At 36.4% G+C, this 17,876-nt stretch carries 13 protein-coding genes; 5 read left to right on the plus strand and 8 right to left on the minus strand.

Translation table 11 applies throughout. The annotated features are described in order from the left end of the window. Nucleotides 1-291: 291 nt before the first annotated feature. The 7 genes from ACJJVU_RS09840 to ACJJVU_RS09870 all read right to left on the minus strand — a co-directional run bounded on the left by ACJJVU_RS09840 (nucleotide 292) and on the right by ACJJVU_RS09870 (nucleotide 13,242). Nucleotides 292-1,545, minus strand: coding sequence for an NAD(P)/FAD-dependent oxidoreductase (locus ACJJVU_RS09840; RefSeq protein WP_405224770.1), 1,254 nt, complete (start codon nucleotides 1,543-1,545; stop codon nucleotides 292-294). A 135-nt stretch (nucleotides 1,546-1,680) separates the two neighbouring features. Then, complete coding sequence (locus tag ACJJVU_RS09845) at nucleotides 1,681-3,951, minus strand: BamA/TamA family outer membrane protein (RefSeq protein ID WP_405224773.1); 2,271 nt, start codon at nucleotides 3,949-3,951, stop codon at nucleotides 1,681-1,683. A 3-nt stretch (nucleotides 3,952-3,954) separates the two neighbouring features. Next, nucleotides 3,955-8,883 (minus strand): translocation/assembly module TamB domain-containing protein, encoded by a 4,929-nt coding sequence (locus tag ACJJVU_RS09850; RefSeq protein ID WP_405224776.1) that lies wholly within the window; start codon nucleotides 8,881-8,883, stop codon nucleotides 3,955-3,957. Nucleotides 8,884-9,284: 401 nt separating this feature from the next. Next, entirely contained in the window at nucleotides 9,285-9,908 is a 624-nt protein-coding gene (locus tag ACJJVU_RS09855) for a fasciclin domain-containing protein (protein WP_405224779.1), read from the minus strand. Nucleotides 9,909-10,053: 145 nt separating this feature from the next. Continuing rightward, nucleotides 10,054-11,097 (minus strand): NAD(P)-dependent alcohol dehydrogenase, encoded by a 1,044-nt coding sequence (locus ACJJVU_RS09860; protein ID WP_405224782.1) that lies wholly within the window; start codon nucleotides 11,095-11,097, stop codon nucleotides 10,054-10,056. Nucleotides 11,098-11,146: 49 nt separating this feature from the next. Further along, entirely contained in the window at nucleotides 11,147-12,103 is a 957-nt protein-coding gene (locus ACJJVU_RS09865) for a YihY/virulence factor BrkB family protein (protein WP_405224785.1), read from the minus strand. 29 nt (nucleotides 12,104-12,132) lie between these two features. Next, nucleotides 12,133-13,242 carry an alkene reductase gene (locus tag ACJJVU_RS09870; RefSeq protein ID WP_298324990.1) on the minus strand — a complete coding sequence of 370 codons (1,110 nt, stop codon included), beginning with the start codon at nucleotides 13,240-13,242 and terminating at the stop codon, nucleotides 12,133-12,135. 211 nt (nucleotides 13,243-13,453) lie between these two features. Here ACJJVU_RS09870 and ACJJVU_RS09875 point away from each other — a divergent pair, with 211 nt between their 5' ends. From ACJJVU_RS09875 to ACJJVU_RS09895, 5 genes are all read left to right on the plus strand, one after another. Next, complete coding sequence (locus ACJJVU_RS09875; protein WP_298324987.1) at nucleotides 13,454-13,723, plus strand: EF-hand domain-containing protein; 270 nt, start codon at nucleotides 13,454-13,456, stop codon at nucleotides 13,721-13,723. Nucleotides 13,724-13,831: 108 nt separating this feature from the next. Then, nucleotides 13,832-15,232 (plus strand): exonuclease domain-containing protein, encoded by a 1,401-nt coding sequence (locus tag ACJJVU_RS09880; RefSeq protein WP_405224789.1) that lies wholly within the window; start codon nucleotides 13,832-13,834, stop codon nucleotides 15,230-15,232. A 2-nt stretch (nucleotides 15,233-15,234) separates the two neighbouring features. Next, nucleotides 15,235-15,519 carry a hypothetical protein gene (locus ACJJVU_RS09885; protein ID WP_013752197.1) on the plus strand — a complete coding sequence of 95 codons (285 nt, stop codon included), beginning with the start codon at nucleotides 15,235-15,237 and terminating at the stop codon, nucleotides 15,517-15,519. 124 nt (nucleotides 15,520-15,643) lie between these two features. Beyond that, nucleotides 15,644-16,528 carry a 23S rRNA (adenine(1618)-N(6))-methyltransferase RlmF gene (gene rlmF / locus ACJJVU_RS09890; RefSeq protein WP_405224792.1) on the plus strand — a complete coding sequence of 295 codons (885 nt, stop codon included), beginning with the start codon at nucleotides 15,644-15,646 and terminating at the stop codon, nucleotides 16,526-16,528. A 61-nt stretch (nucleotides 16,529-16,589) separates the two neighbouring features. Next, nucleotides 16,590-17,165: a pseudouridine synthase gene (locus tag ACJJVU_RS09895; protein ID WP_405224795.1), complete on the plus strand. Its 576-nt coding sequence runs from the start codon at nucleotides 16,590-16,592 to the stop codon at nucleotides 17,163-17,165. On the opposite strand, the gene ACJJVU_RS09900 is transcribed toward ACJJVU_RS09895, so the two are convergent. Beyond that, nucleotides 17,162-17,608 (minus strand): cold-shock protein, encoded by a 447-nt coding sequence (locus tag ACJJVU_RS09900; RefSeq protein WP_013752200.1) that lies wholly within the window; start codon nucleotides 17,606-17,608, stop codon nucleotides 17,162-17,164. The two genes, ACJJVU_RS09895 and ACJJVU_RS09900, sit on opposite strands and share 4 nt — an antisense overlap. Nucleotides 17,609-17,876: the final 268 nt, after the last annotated feature.

Consider the following 17,876-nt stretch of genomic DNA (forward strand, 5'->3'; position numbering starts at 1 on the left):
TACATAACTTATTGATTTTAATACATTTGATATTATTTCAAACTCTATATAGACAACATCTATAGTTAGTAATTAATGATGATTCATTTACCATTGATTTGCTAAACAAAAGTCTTAAACAAGTGTTGATTAGAGAGCAGAATGTTTCAAAAATTAAGTCCACTTTGCTCTCTATTCTGCTTTAGAATATTCCGAAACTTACTAGTTCTACATCCAGAATGTATCGCACAAAAAAGAGGCGATGATTTTATAATCATCGCCTCTTTCAGGTATTAATTTAGGTTCCTAAAATTACTTTAGAAGACCTTCTATTTTTTCGATTACACCTTCTGCTGCTCTCTCCCCAGAAACCATTGCTGCATTTAATGAACCATTTAATAAATGATCTCCAGCAAGAAAAATGTTATTGGTAAGCTGCGTTTCTGATGGCGCGCAATTGTTACGGAGATTGCTAAGCTCAGGTAATGCTTTTCTTATTTCATAAGATTTGAGAAAAGTAGCTCCTTTTATACCACAATACGTACTAAGCTCTGACGATACCATAGCGCTAAGTGCTTCTATGCTCAAATCGCTATCATCTACTACGGTAACGGATAATAAACTCTTTGCACCATTTGTAGCTGTTTGTAGGGTGTCGTGATAGAATATGTTATTAATTCTTGTATTCTCATCTGCCACAAGACCTATGAGTGGTTTACGGTCTTTGGGAGCATCTGCTTCAAAGTATAAGTTTACACATGATTTCCAAGGAGTCTCTTGACCTCTCAGGTTGGGAACTATATGACTTGCTTCTGTTGCAATAATGATGTAGTCACTCTCTAGCACCTCGCCATTTTCTAATGTGATTGTTTGTCCTGAGACTTCCTTAACGGCGGTGTCTAGTCTAATCTGAGTATTAGCTAGCTGTTCTTGTAATTGTTTTGGTATTGCTCCTATTCCAGCTTTTGGCAATGTTGCCATACCAGAACCAAACATCTTATAAACGAACTCAAACATCCTACTAGATGTTTCAAGTGAAGATTCTAAAAATATCCCACTAAAGAATGGCTTAAAGAAATCTGTTATCATCGCTTTACTAAAGCCTTTATCTTGCAAATACTTTAAAGTGGTTATTTCTTCTTCCTTAAAAATATCCTCCAGTGATTTCTTCTTAAGACTTTTATTAAGCTTTAAAATTTTAACCTTATCCCCTAGTGTGCCTATAGATGAGCTCATAGTTGGGATAAGCATTTTGAGACTACGTGTAGGATCTCCTATAGATTGCGAGTTTCTATTTTTATAAATAGTAGCTCCAGGTAAAAACGATTGTAATTCAAGTTTTTTGTAATCAAGATACTCTTTGGCTTTCGGGTAGCTTTCTAGTAGCACTTGAAAACCATGATCTAGCTGGTATCCTTTTACAATATCAGTTTTTACACGTCCTCCTATTCTATCTGTAGCTTCAAGAATTATGGGTGCGTAGCCTTTTTTCTCTAAGTTAATAGCTGCAACAAGGCCGCTTATTCCAGCGCCTATGATGTAAATCTTCTGGTCAGTTTGATTCATAACTCAAAAATAAGGTAAGTATGTATTGTTTGGTCTGTTGGTTTGATAATTCTTGTACTATAAAAATCCGCTGGCTGTGGTGTGATCTTATTCTAATAGGAGATCGTTTCACATTTTCGCGAAAGCGAGATTGTTTTAGAATGGATATCCAATAGCAAAGTTAAAAATAGGTTCGTCAAATTTGAAATCCCATCGCTCGCCCTCTGGTAATGATGGATCGTGAAAAGGAGCTGCGAGATCAAAACGAATCACAAAGCCCTGAACATCTACTCTAAGCCCAAAGCCACCGCCTATTCCTAATTCATTGATAAAATCTGAGGTGAACTTATCTTTACCTTCAAGATCTTCATTTTCTGTGCTATTCCATATGTTTCCAGCATCTACAAAAAAGGCTCCTTTGAGATAACTGAAAATTGGAAAACGGTACTCTGCATTTGCTTCTAGCCTGATGTTTCCTATTTGGTCAAAGAAGTTTCCGCTAGATTGATTTCCAGAAGATGTTCCAGGACCCAAAGAGCGTATTCTAAAAGCACGCACACTATATGGACCACCAGAATAGTATTGCTTTACAAATGGCAATATCTCTGAGTTGCCGTACGCATACCCATATCCTGCAAAGAGTCTCGTTGCGATTTTCTGCTCATTTGCCATATTAAAATGATACCTAAAATCTACATCTAGCTTTGCAAACTGCGCATATTCCAGTCCTATAAATGTCTTATTTTGAGTGTCTGCATCATCTTTTCCTAGCAAACTAACGGCGTTACCTGCAAGTTCAAAATTAGAATTAAAAAAGATTTGATGTGTTTTTTGCGTATCTACCATCCCATTATAGGTAAAACTGTAATTGAGCCCAGCAATAAACTGCTGATCAAAACTCTGTCTTAATAAGGGATTTTCAGTGAGTATATCTTCAAATTCTGTCGTGGTATTAGAGAGTCTCGTATAACTCACAGAAATAGGATTAATACGGTGTGTGACATATTTATTTGCATCCCACACATAGCCAAACCCAGCATTACCAGATAATAAGGTGTATAATTTAGAACGGCTCAAATAATCCACACCGAGTGCTGCAACCGTTTTTGGAATATTATACTCAAAAAAATCTGTTGAAATATCAATAGGAAAAATCACTCTTGGGAATACGAGTTCGCTGGCCAGACCTAACTCTATACTACTTAATGACTCTCCTCCTCCTAGTTGTACTTCGTACCCTGCAGATCCTGTGATATTAAGAATCTCTCCACCGTTAAAAAGATTTCTGTTGCTATAGGTTAAAGCCAATCCAGGTCCAGCAAAGTTGTTTGATTTGGTCACTGCTTGCACTTCTGCTCGTATGGCTCTTTTATTTAATGGCGACAAATAAATATTTGCCTCAAGAATACCCAAGCTATCTGTGCGCAAGCTATCAATCTCGTCATACTGGATATTTACAAATTTATAAGCTCCTATAGTAGACAAGCGTCTTGCCGTATTGCGGGATACATCTGGATGGTACAACTGCCCTTCTTCAAGTTGCACAAATGGCGCAAGGTATTTAGGTTTAAAATAAAGCTCTTCTTGAATAAAATTCAAACTGTCATAACGAACCACATCAGACTGCAAAGAGTCCTTTAGGGCATAATTAGGATACACATTTACCTTGCTTATTTTGTAAGGAACAATGACCTTATTAGGCACATCCTTCTTAATCTTCAAGAACATATCAAAACGCTTATTGCTGTATTGATTGGTATCTATCTCAAATATTAAAAACGAAGGATTGAAGTTGTAATATCCTTTTCTTTTAAGGAGATAATCAATACGATCGCGCTCAAGTTTAAGATTAGACAAGTCATATCTCATGCCTTTTTCAAGCGGTGAGGAAGCCACCGTGCTTATCATCTCTCTATAAATAGGCGGTGATAGTGTATCAAGTTGATACGTCTCCATGCGGTATGGCGTAGGGACTTTCAAATCATAGATGATGGAGGCTCTTTTTTTTGTCTCGCTTTCGCGAAAGCGTGAACTCACCGTACTATAGAAAAATCCGCGGTTTTCTAGTCTGTTGCGTAGTAATGATTCTACTTCAAATTCTTCTACATCAGATTGATAAACTGGCTCCTCTCCTATTTTTTTATTAAGCCATTTATTGATTGCTCCTGGTTTTTCACGCTGTGCTTTGTAATAAACACTTAAATAAGGATAGCCTCCTAAGATATTAGAATTAGGGGTAGGTCGTAAGACGCCTTCAAGCTCTGTCTGTAGCGAACTTTGATTTGTGATGGTGCTATCTGGCGTTATGACAATTTCAGCGCCAGTATATAAACGTTCTCCCTCTGGAATGTACTTTTCAACACTACAAGATGCACATAAAGCAATCAAAACTAGAGCTAAAAAATATGTAGATAATCGGTATTGCACGTGCTAGTTGTTTTTATTGTTTTCAATAGTTTCCTCAGGTGGAGTCGCTTCTTTCTTAGCTTTTTCCTCTTCTACAAGCTGCTGCTGTTTCTTTCTTAAAATAGCATCCCACAGCTGACTAAATTTATTGAACTCTTGCTGGAATATAAGCGATATACCGCTTACAATCGTTTGTCCATCTATTACATTCTCAAACTCACTACGGCGAAAACCTTTAAGACGGTATTGACCGTCCTCGGTAAGCTCATATTCAAGACTCACATTCCCAATAAGCGGATTACTCTCGCCAGAAGCACTTTGACCAGCTACATCAACACTACTGCCTACGCGTACTGTAAGCTTATCACCAAAAAACTTACGTTGTGCTGCAATATCTAGCTGTGTACGCTCTTGTGGTGTGGTTCCTTGATAATCTGTAAAACTATCTAATCCGAAATCAAGTTGAAATCCTGTTTTTCCCAACAACTTATCTGAAAAAATATTAAGCTGGTCCGATAAAGCGTCATTCAAGTTATCTCTTGCAATACTTGCAAAACCACCACGACTACCATCAGAATTGGAATCTGGGTAAAATCTATTTAATACCAGCAATGAGAATACCTGACGGTTGAGCTCTCCTTCTTGCTGGTTTACTTGCTGCACACGGCTATAAATCTGGCCACCTATAGCACCTTGTTCATCTTCTGGTAAATCAAGAGCAAAATTGATTTTTGGACTCAGCAGTTCGCCATCTATATTTAAATAAACTAAGAATGGTAGCTGCTGTCTGTATTTACTACTTTGAGCAGGGTCTGCTCCCGCATTTGCGCTTGCCATTAAAGGTGATGCAGAAGCCTCAACTTCATATACAGCACGTACATCGAGTTTTGCATCAAATGGATCACCAGACCAGCTTACTCTACTACCAGGATCTAATTTGAATGTGCGGTTCACTAGATTGTATAGGTTCATTTCATACTGACCACCAGTCACATCATACACACCCGTGAGCGTCATTCTACCATTAGGTTGTAATGTAAAATTAAAATCTCCTTCTCCTTGTACTTTAAGATTATCGCCCGTTTCCTTGTCAATGAGTACGGTTACTTGCGCTTCTTTATTAACCTTAAAAAGTCCTTTGAAATCGAAACCTGTAATTGTTCCGGTCTCCTCTTCTGTTCTTGTAAGTATGGCATCTGGATTTTCACGATTTACAAAAACTACAATTCCGTCACTAGATTCTATATTTGCTGCCGCCGTAGGCATCACATAAGTAACATCTGTAGCACCTCCTACTGTTGCGTCCACCGTAACAATTGGAATTTGTAAATCCCCCTTGATACTTGCTTTTGCATCAAAAACAGCCGTACCATAAATGAAGTCATTATCTTCTGGCTTAGCATTTAAAGCTTGAAAATCTTTTGCGTTGATTGTTAAATCAAAAGTTGGGTTAATAAAACTCTCCGTACCAATGAGCCCAGAAACTACAAGTGTGTTTTGTTTTTCATCTAATACTGTAAAATTAGACATTGAGATTCCATCGTTATCTAAGGAGATTGTTTCGTTCTTTAAAGAAAAAGGAGCATTAAGCTTTGACACTACAAATCCTGCATTCTTAAACCTCAAAAATCCTTGATATTCTAAGCTTGCTAGTGCCCCATTTAATTTAAAATTACCCTCCAGACTTCCTGAGCCATCTTTAAGCTCTCCAAGTGAAAAGCCATCTATAGCTTCCATTTTAATCTCGTTAATATCGAGATCCATGTTAATTAATGCGCCATCTACATCTGCTACATAATCACCAGTCAAATCAAGGTCTACACTTCCACCTTGCACGCCTAAGTTAAAGTCATAACGATCTCCATTAAGTGATCTACCTGTAAGCTCTGCTGTACCTAGATTCTCTCCCAATAAACCAAGCTCTTGCACATATAAGTCTGCCAAGAAACCTAAATCTCCAAAAGGCTCTTCTAATACCAGATCGCCGTTAAGATTTCCAGTAGCTAGTTGCTCATTTGGATTGAGATAAGCTAAGAATTCGCTAATCTTAAAATTCCTAAAGTCTATTGCAATATGGTCTTTCTCGATAGTAGGCAATTTATCTGTAATCTCTACTGATTGGGTATTTCGCTTAAAGCGAAAATCATTAAAGGATAATTTTTTATCTGTGATGAGGACTTCATTAGTAACTGGGATTCCCCATTGTTTTTTATTAAAAATCAAACTATCTCTCAAAACACGAAAACGGAGATTATCTCTACTTCCAGTAATTTCAGATTGAACTTGTATAAGCTTCTCTCCTCCCGCATAGGCAAGAAAATCTAATGCTAGCTCATTATTGGTCTGATTACCGCTTATCTCTGTACGCTGAATTGCAAGTGGACCAGCTGTTATTCCTTTAAAGCCCAGATTAAAATTGAAATCATCCTTATCTGTATTCATTACAAAAGCAAGACTATCAATCTCGTTACCTCCATAATTAATATGTGGTGCTTTAATAGAAGCATTTAATACACGCTTTGCTTGTGCAAAGTCTAGATCAATGGATACCGTGTCAAGATCTTTCATGTTTACTAAAAACACTTCATTAAGTAAAGGCGACTGTCTAATTTTTCCTTTAAGAATAAGATTTACAGGATTCACCAGTGTATCTGCAACAGCCACATCTCTATAGAAATAGCTATAAATGTGATCTTGAAGTGCTGTTGTTATGCGTGCTGGATCTGCATTTGATTTTAAATCAAGATTCATGATTTTATTATCAAAAGTAACTGAGGTACTATCTGGGCGAACTCTCGCAGTACCATCTAGGTTCCCAATGAGGTATGAGCGGTCATCATAAACAACAATACCATCATCCATCGTAGCAGCTACGTCATAACTCGTTGCATTACCTTTAAAATTTCCTTTTAGTTTAAAACCTGTGCGCACATCTCTTTGCATGAGACCAAGCGCTTGAAGATCTGCTCCTATAATATCAAGATCTATTGAGGCTTCAGGAGCTATAGAATCTAACACTACTAAGCCGTCTAACGTCATATTAAGATTTTCATCTTTATAAGTAGATTTAAATGCTCCTTTACCATTTGTGACTTGACCTTTGAGGTTAAGGTCCTTAATAGCATACTTATTATATTGGAAAGTATTTACAGTAGCATCTATACTAGCATCGAGTGTATTTACGGTGCTTCCTGATCCACTAGTTTTAACAGATAAGGTGAGTGCTCCTAGTTGGTCATTACCCAGTAATTCTCCCATCGCATATTCCTGCACAGCAAGATCTGCCTCAAATGCAATTGTGTTACTATTTTTAAATCTACCAGCTATGGTTGCTGCACCTTGGCTTGTAGTCATTGTTGCGTTCGCTATAATATCCTCAATACTACCCTTTGCATTCCCTACTAGTTTAAACTTCTCAGGTAAATTAATTGAAAGCGAGTCTGTACTTACAAACTTTGAAATATCCCTCTTGCTTGTTTGTGCTTGTATTTTTGGTAAGTTCATGTAGAGCTTATCTACATCATTAAGATTACTAAGAGAACCACTTGCCGAAATCGCTGTTTCTTTACCCCAATTCACGCGTAATGATGGAACATCAAGTGAAGCCAACGATCCTGATGCACTTACAGATCCAGTTATTAATTGCTTGCTTAATGCGCTTGCATATTGATTGTTTGCTAAGTCTTTCTGAAATCGATAAGCATCCTTAACATTAAATTTAACGCTTGGTATTGAGACATTTAGAGTTACCTTTTCAGGTTGCGATGTTAATGATTCAAATGAAGGGTAATTCATTGATATATTACCATCTAAAGTACTATTATTTAACTGAAGCTTTAAATTATTGATAGCTAGATTTTGCTCTGAAACAATAAAATCTGTTGCCAAAGATTTAAGATGAATACCACTAAATTCATAACCCGAAAGATGAGCGATAGTACTACCCGCTTTAAAGTCTTTTAGAAATGTATTTGATGCGTCAAAGGCGATATCTTCAAGAATAACAGCATTGGGATTGAATACACCTTTAGAAGGAGTTGCTCCATCTACTGTATAGGCAATATCTGTATTTTTTATTAGCGCTTCGTTTATTTGAATAGTGTAAGCCGGAAAAATGGAACTCGCTACCGTTTCATTATTTAATGCAGGTGCGATAGTTGTCATATCAATACCTAACTTGCTATCTGCAATATTGATTGTATTTATATCAATGGTAAACGTATTAAAATCTGCTTTTGGGATTTCGGCATATAGTTGTTTGAAATCGAAGTCAAAATCAATTCCTGCCTCTGTACCAGTATAATTACCGCTAACGTTGTTAAGCGTTAACTCGTCAAACGCTAGAAATGGTAACGGAATTTCTTCTGCATTTGGATCTGCAGGTATTGGAACTTGGTAAATATTAAAGCGTCCATTTGTAATCACGCCACTAGTAGCAGTGAATTTCATTACTTCCAGGTCTACAATATCCATCTCTACTTCAAGAACATCAAATACGTAACTGCTTGTAATTCCAGTTACGGCATCATTGTAAGTGATGTCAAAATCCTTTAAGGAAAGATCTCCTATAATTATATCAAGAGGCTTTGTCGTAGTGGTATCTACCACTGCAGTTGATGGGCTAGCAAATGCTTCTGTTATAAAGTCAAAGTTAAACCCAGAGATACTATCTTTTCTTATGATGTTTGCACGAACGCCTTCCCACTGTGCATCTTCAATTCCTATTCCAGAACCTTGTATTATGGGAAGAAACGGGATATTTGCCTCTAATGATCTGCTGTAAACCAGAGTATCACCCTTCTTATCTTCTATATAAAGTCCTTCTACCGCAATATCACCATCAAAGGTGATAAACACCCTTTCTAGTTCAAATTTGGTATTTGTCTTCTCAGATAAATAGGTAACTGCTTTAGAAACTATAATATTCTGTCCCCACTCACTTCGTATGAACAAAATAATTAAGAATAATATGAAAAGTATGATCAGTAAGATTCGACCAATAATGCGAAGCCATCGATACTTTCTCTTAGGCTTTTTTGGGATAGACTGTTGTTCTTCTGACAATGAAAATAGAGGATTTGATAAGCTTTAACAAATTAACGCCGATAATCGCTTTTAACATAATTTGACGACGTAATCTTCTGTTAAATAGTATCAACCTACTATTAAAATTTTAACATTGTTGTGTGTTACGCTTTCGCGAAAGCGTGCTAGAGCCAAACCCAAGCAAGAGCTTTTAGAAGTTTTTAAGCTTCGGAATGTAAATTTCGTAGGCAACATAAATAGTAATTACTACCTAAATACAGAACGAAATGATCTATGAGATGGAGATAAGTAAAGGAGCAATTGGTAGGCTAGTCAGCCATTAAAACGCTATCTATAATATATAAAGAGCCATTTGAGGCACTCATATCTGAAGTGAGTATTCTAGCAGTATGACCACTTTCATCATTAAGGATGATGTTTGTTTTATTTAATGTCGCATGGATGCTAGCTCCATTCTGGGTAGTCAACTCTAATGAGCCTCCACTTTTTTTAATTTCTGATTCAAGTTTTTCTGTAGTCCACTTATTTTGAACTACGTGATACTTAAGTGCGCTTTTTGCCTCAACCTTATTATAATCACTAGATTTCTTATTTAAAACACTTAAATTTTTATTGTCAAATGCCTCATTATTTGGGGCAAATACAGTAAAAGACCCTTGATTTACTAAACATTCATCTATTTCTAGTTCCTTAATTTGAGATTCAAATTCTGAAAGCTCCTCAGTATTGTTAATTTTAGAAACTAAGCCATGAACCTTATTATCTTCAATGATGATCTGTTCTTTAAGAGCTTTTTCTGATAGTTTCTTTTGGAGAATCTCGCGTTGTGCTTCCTCGCGTATTTCTTGACCTCGTTGTTTATGATCACAAGATGATAGCGTAACGAATGCAGCAATGCACCCTCCTAACAGTATCGTTTTGTTGAAAAACATAATAATTCTTTTTTTACAAATATCACCAGGACACAAAAGAATGACCGCTAAGTAATCGTTAAAAATGGACTAAAAGACGTTAAAAACATAAAAAGCGAGCCATTATAGCTCGCTTTTTACAACTTTTTAATAAATAATACACCTATTATAGGGTATCCATATCAATTACAAAACGATATTTTACATCGTTATTTTGTACACGCTCATAAGCTTCATTAATATTTTTCATATCAATCATTTCTATATCGCTTACAATGTTGTGCTTACCACAGAAATCTAACATTTCTTGAGTCTCTTTAATACCTCCTATAAGAGAACCTGCAACACTTTTACGTCCCATAATAAGATTACCACCATGTACATCTGGTAACGGTTCTATCGCTCCTACCATACACATAGTTCCATCTACGCCTAACAATGCTAAATATGGATTGATATCGTGGCTTACAGGTACTGTATTTAATATAAAATCAAAAGTTCCATGTTGCTCTGTCATAGCATTTTCATCCTTAGAGATCAGAACGCTATCTGCTCCTAGGCGTTTTGCATCATCGGCTTTTCCTTTTGAAGTTGTAATCATTACTGTCTCTGCTCCCATGGCATGAGAAAACTTAATTCCCATATGACCAAGACCACCTAGACCTACAATTCCTACTTTCATTCCTTCCTTGATACCCCAGTGGTGTAATGGTGAGAATGTAGTAATACCTGCACATAATAAAGGTGCAACGGCTTTAATATCTAAATTACTAGGTATGTTAAGCACGAAGTTTTGATCTACAGTTACTTCTTGAGAATACCCTCCAAAGGTGTGCCCATCTGTATGCTTGTCTTTACTGTTGTAAGTCCATGTCGCTCCTTCTTTACAGAATTGCTCAAGGTCACTTTTACATGATGAACATTCTTGACAAGAATCTACTAGACACCCTACTCCTACTACGTCTCCTTTTTTAAATCCTGTGACATCAGATCCTACTTCTATTACTTCTCCTACAATTTCATGTCCTGGAACTACTGGGTACATTGCTGGTCCCCAATCACTTCTTACCGTATGTATATCACTGTGACAAACTCCACAGTATGTAATTTTAATTTTTACATCTGTAGCAAGTGTATCACGACGTTTTATTGTCATTTCTTTTAAGTCGGCGTCTTTATCTTGAGCGCCATATGCTTTTACTTCTGTCATATTTGGTTATTTAGTTTATTATTAATTGGTAGTTTTCGCGAAAGCGTAACTATTCTTCTTTCTTTTTAAAATGTTGAAATCTTTTGAAACCTATTCCTGTCTTTAACTGGCGCGCTTCATTATAATATGCGTCTGCATATACTCTCGTAAAATTTGCTCCAAAGAATAAAATCAGGCTGCTATAAGAAACCCAGAGCATGATGAGGATTATTGATCCTGCTGCTCCATATGTAGAACTAGGCTCCATAGTATTAAAATAGTATGCCATCGCAACTTCTCCTAATATAAATAAGATGGTTGTAAGACCGGCGCCTACTCGTACTGCTTTCCAGCGCACATAAACGCTGGGTAAGAACTTAAACAATGCAGCAAATAGCGTATATATCACCATAAATGAGACTGCAATATCTATTACAAAAATAAACTTTATTAAAGAGGCTGGTAAAAATTCTGCTAGTCTATTTGAAAATGCACTAAGTAGTGAAGTGGCTATAAAACTGATGAGAAGTAAGAACCCAATAATTAAAATAAATCCAAATCCCTTCGCCCTACTTTTTATAATATTAAAAATCCCATCTTGCTCATTGAGATTAACTCCCCATATCGTGTCTAGCGCCTGCTGTAATTGAAAAAAAACACCCGTTGCACCGTATAATAGCACTAAAACACCCACTGTAGCTGTAAAAAAACCAGTTTCTTCATCTCCTCGGTCTACCATCATGAGTCGTATAGACTCTGCTGTTTCTTGTCCTAAGACTTTAGTAATTTCAGCAAGTAGTTCTCCTTGAACGATATCTCTACCCCACACCGCTCCTACAATGTTTAAAATAATAACAACAAGTGCAGGCAGTGATAAGATGGCATAGTAGGCAACGATAGCACTTAACTTAAATGGGTCTGATGCCATCCATTTTTTATAAGTGTCAACCATAAGTCGAGGCACATCCTTTATTTTAAAAGAACGCCTACCTTGGTCTGCCGTCATATAATTATCTGTTTTTTCCATAAAAAAACCCTTTTGCAAGGGTTTAAACGTTATGCGTTATTTTTTTGCTCTTGGAGCGTTGGGTAATCAATGTAACCTTCTTTTCCAGGAGTATAAAACGTATCTGGATTAGGCTCATTGAGAGAAGCATTTTCTTCAAAACGCTTAACTAAATCTGGGTTTGCTATAAAATTACGTCCAAAAGCGACTAAATCTCCTTTCTTATCCATCAAATCTTGATTTGCCTTTGCAGCATCATAACCACCACTAAGAATAAGTAAACCACTAAAACGGTCACGTATATTCTTCTTAATATCTGCTGGTAAGCCTGGTGCTCCCATAGATTCATGGTTTACGAGATGTATATAAACTGGTGCAATCTCTTCTAATTTTGCAGATAGGTAATCAAATGTCTCTTTCTGGCTATCAAAAGGTCCTAGGTCATTCATTGCTCCATTAGGTGATAAACGAATTCCAACTTTTTCCTTACCTAATGCTCCTACAACTCGTTCTGTAACCTCAAGTGTAAAGCGGCATCTATTCTCTACAGAACCACCGTAGTTATCATCTCTCTTATTTGTTCCAGTATTTAAAAACTGATCTAATAAATAACCATTTGCGCTATGAACTTCTACGCCGTCAAAACCAGCTTCAATAGCATTTTTTGCTGCAGTAACGTACTCTTCTATGGTATGCTCTATATCCTCAACGCTCATCGCTGTAGGTTCTGGAATAGGTAATTCACCTTTTCCATCTACATACATCTTCGTTTCTTCTGGTCTAATAGCAGACGGCGCAAATACTATCGCATCATCAGACATGTTATCTGGATGTGATATACGACCAGAATGCATAAGTTGCATAAATATTTTTCCACCATTTTTGTGTACAGCAGTAGCAACTGGCGTCCAAGCCTTTACTTGCTCACGACTATAAATACCTGGTATACGAGGATATCCCACACCATTAAGTGATGGCGAAGTTCCTTCTGTTATTATAAGTCCTGCACCGGCACGCTCACCATAATACTGAATCATTATATCTGTCGGGATATGTCCCGCAGTAGATCTAGACCTCGTAAGAGGCGCCATTACCACCTTATTTTTTAATTTAAAATGCTCAGTATTTAACGGGCTTAAAAGTTCTTTATAATTTTCCATGCGACTTTTTTTTTGCAAAATTAGTCCATGCTCTGGCCCATTGCGGTTAATGCGTTGTTAAAACAATGTTTTCATTATCATAAGGTTTTCACTTTCGTTAAAAATTGAAATCATAACCAACTATCTTTTTGATGCAAGTAAGTGAAGTTGTACTTTTATCTCTTAAAGCGAGTATTAAACCTTACTCACATCATTATAAAAGAAAATTTGTATGGCTACTAAAGATATGATTCTCAAGAAACTTCAAATCTTAATTACACAAGAATTTGATAGTCCGGAGCAGGCTTTTGCTTTTTTTGACGAAGATGGTAATGGTACTTTATCAAAGGATGAAATCAAAGAACTATTAAAAAAAGCAGAAATAAGTGGTTTTATAAGGTCTATGGTTGCCTCTGCATTAATAGACGGATATAGTAAGGATGGTAATGATAGTGTGAGCTGGGAAGAGTTTAAAAAGGCACTTGACGAGATCAAACACTAATTTCTTACCAATAGGATTCACTTTTTTAAAATAGCATTCACAATCTTTTCCATTTTTTAGGAATTATTCCTAATATCTCAAAATAAAGAGTAACTTTGTAACTCATTTATGAATGAGACAGAGCCTACATATCATTGTGTTATAGACGTAGAAACTACGGGAAAAGGAATTAATGGCAATCGTATCACAGAAATATGTGCGGTACGCCTTAAAGATGGTGAGGTAGTAGATAAATTTACTTCACTAGTAAATCCTGAACAATACATTCCGCCATTTATTACCAATCTTACGGGTATAGATGACGCCATGGTGGCAGATGCACCACTGTTTAATGAAATCGCAGATCGAATTATTGAGATATCCTCAGGAGCCATATTTGTAGCACATAATGTAACTTTTGATTTTAATGTGTTACGTAGCGAGTTCAAGCGACTCGGTCACTCATTTACTCGAAAGAAACTTTGTACGGTTAGGCTTTCGCGAAAGCTTATACCTAGTCTATTCAGCTACTCGTTGGGTAATCTTTGCGCCTCCATAGGAATTCCTCTTAACAATCGTCACAGAGCTGAAGGAGATACAGATGCTACTGTAATTCTCTTTAAAAGATTGCTTACCCTCGATGAAGATGGTAAAGTAATGAGTTCCTTTCTTAATGTTCGCTCTAAAGAAGCTACGCTCCCACCTCATTTACCATCACGCACTATTCAAGAGTTACCAGAAACAGCTGGCATTTACTTGTTTAAAGATCGCGCGGGTAAAGTGATTTATGTGGGCAAGGCAATTAATATAAAAAAGAGAGTCCTCTCGCATTTTTACGATAAAAAGAATAAGGAATATTTATTAGGTCAAGAAACCTATCAAATAGATTATGAAGTTACTGGAAATGAACTTTGCGCATTATTACTAGAATCTGAATATATTCAGCAATATTTCCCAAAGTTCAATAGAGCTCAAAAAATACCCACAAGCACCTACTCTATTATATCTTATGAGAATAGAAAAGGTATCATACAGCTCGCTGTAGCCAAGACAAAATATAGACATACAGCTACTCAAAAAGTATTTACTAGGGCTAAAGCCACAGAGCGACTCATGGAGCTTTGTGAGATGCATGAATTATGCCCACGTTTTTGCGGACTTCAAGCAACCTTTGATGAGTGCTCACATTACAGTTTAAAAAATTGTAAAGGTATCTGTAGTGATAATGAATCTGTGTCTGATTATAATCTCCGCGTTCGTGAGGCATTGCAATCCTTTGATGCAGAAAATGAGAGTTACATTATAAAGGAAGACGGTCGCACCGAAGATGAAACAGCGTTCATATACATAGACAAAGGTGTTTATAAAGGTTTTGGCTTTGTACCTGAGACAGAGCAAGTGAGTCATTTTGATGAAGTAGCCTCACATTTATTACCTAAAAAAAGTACGTATCATACAGACATTATATTGAGAAGTTATTTACGTAGACATAAAAATCCGCATATTGTATCACTTGCTATTTCTGCTTAATTATGGACACAGCCTTAGATTTTAAAACCTATTACCTTGAAATACCTGAACTATTAGTAAGTCATTATCCTGATCTTAATTTTCAAAATCATTGCTATCTACGCATTGCGCTAGATAATGTAATAGGCACAAAGTGGGATACTCAGATTGCTAAGCCAGCATATAAGCATCTTACAACAGATCAAAGAAAACTGGTCATATCTTATCTCTCATCTTACGTGAAGGACAAGAACTTACTTTTATCACATAATATGATCTCACTAGCATATAGAGGAAAGTTAGTGTAAACAGATACTTTTTCCTACCCAAAGAAAAAGGCTTGCTTCTCTTACTAAGGAAAGTATAATTGGTAATTTTGCACCGTTAATCACTTTATATATTAATTAGGTATAAAGTGGCTAATTAACTGCCGTGATAACATATAAACAGGGCGTTACTAATTATCTAGCTATGCATCCAAATAATAAAAATATAGGTCCTTATCTTTTTAAACAGCTTAGAAAAGCAAATAAAGAGCTTGCTCCTTATGTTCTAGAAACAGACCGGGGAATTCAAACAATAGATTTTACAAATCCTAAAGCGGTTTTAGAACTCAATCGTGCTATTTTATTAAGCGATTATTCTTTAAACTGGTATGAAATTCCTGAAGGATATTTGTGCCCAGCAATTCCGGGACGCGTAGATTATCTACATTATCTCAATGATTTTATAGGAAAAGAAGATGCTCACGGCCTTGATATAGGTACTGGTGCAAACTTTGTATACCCACTTCTAGCAGGATCTGTTTTTAATTGGAAAATGAAAGGAGTTGATATTGATGCAAAGGCTATTAGAAATGCAAATACAATCCTTGAAAAAAATACGCACCTCAAAGGATTCTTAACAGCTACCTATCAACAAGATCGTGCTAATATCTTTACAGGAGCTATTTTACCTGGGGAGCATTACGATTTTACAATGTGTAACCCTCCTTTCTACAGCTCTGAAAAGGATGCTTTTAAAGCAACTAAGGAGAAATCAAAAGGGCTTAAACTCAAAGAAGTTGAACGTAACTTTGCTGGACAATCTAACGAGCTTTGGTGTAATGGTGGAGAAGCACTATTTATCAAACGCATGGTGAAGGAAAGTGTAAACTTTAAATCACAAGTGGGCTGGTTTACAACTTTAGTTTCAAAAAGCGAACACCTTCCTAAAATCAAAAAGCAACTTGAAAAGCTTAATGCTGAGCATAGAACGGTAGATATGTCTCAGGGTAATAAGAAATCAAGATTTTTAGCTTGGAGATTTAAAGAGTAGTAAAAAACAATACGCTTCTTAACAACCAACTTTATTTACTTTACTCTTCCTTTAATTAGATATGAGCCATACTCACTTCAAATTATTCAAACCTTATGGTTTTATTAGTCAGCTGCTGAGTAATGATGCGCGACAGGCTAGAAAGAAGAAGTTTTTGAGCGAGTTATATGATTTTCCTGAAGGCACAATGGCTATAGGGCGTCTTGACGAGAAATCTGAGGGACTACTACTCATGACAACAGATGGTAAACTCTCAGATACCATTAATCGATCAGGTATTGAAAAGGAATATTATGTTCAAGTAGATGGTATGATTACGGACAACGCCATTAAACAAATGGCCGCTGGAGTCGAGATTGGTTTTGACGGTAAGAAATATCAAACAAAACCATGTAAAGTAAGACGATTAATTGAGGTTCCTACGCTGCCAGAACGTTCTAAGAAAATAAGAGATGCTCGTCATGGTCCTACACCATGGATATCTGTAACTATTACAGAGGGGAAATTTAGACAAGTACGTAAGATGACGAGTGCTGTAGGATTCCCTACACTGAGACTTGTAAGAATAAGAATAGGCTCACAAACCCTAATGGGTCTGGAGCCTAGACAAGTTATTGAGGTAAAGGAGTTGCTTTAAGCAACTTTACTCACGCGTACTGCGTTCATTCCTTTTTGTCCTCTTTCTATTTCGTAAGACACTTTATTGCCTTCTTTAAGTTCACCATCGCGTACTTCAGAAATGTGTACAAAGTACTTTTCTGGAGTATCGGCATCTTTGATAAATCCAAAACCTTTTGAAGAGTCAAAAAATTCTACAAAACCAGTTCTGATAGGATCTGGCTCATCGCCTTCAACTTTCTTAGGAATCCCTAAAACAATATCTTCTACATCTACCTCTTCCTTCAAAGCTGGATCTGGTGGAGTATCTACTAATTGTCCTAAGTGGTTTACGTATACAAACTCATTTGCTTTTTCTCCGCTTTCTTTTCGCGCTGCTTTTTTCTTGCGCTTATCTTCAGCTTTCTTAAGCCTTTTCTTTTCTCGTTCTTTTTTACCAAAGGTTTCTTGTGGTCTAGCCATTAACTCTTTTCTCGTATTAAATGAAGTCGTTACAAGAATATCCCGTAACGCTCACGTTTACGCAGTTTAAAAACAATTAAGTCTGTAAAAGATTTTTGAACTGTGTAACCTACCTTTTGATAAGGTATTCGTGAATAATTGTAAAGATACAAAAAATAATGTGATTTTTTAGCTTTCGCGAAAGCGTAATTATCTACACACCCCACTATGACTTGTATTTAACACCATTTGTTATCCTTTTCTTATCAATGGGTTAAAGCCCATTTTA

This window comes from Dokdonia sp. Asnod1-B02 (assembly GCF_045063955.1).
GTDB lineage: Bacteria > Bacteroidota > Bacteroidia > Flavobacteriales > Flavobacteriaceae > Dokdonia.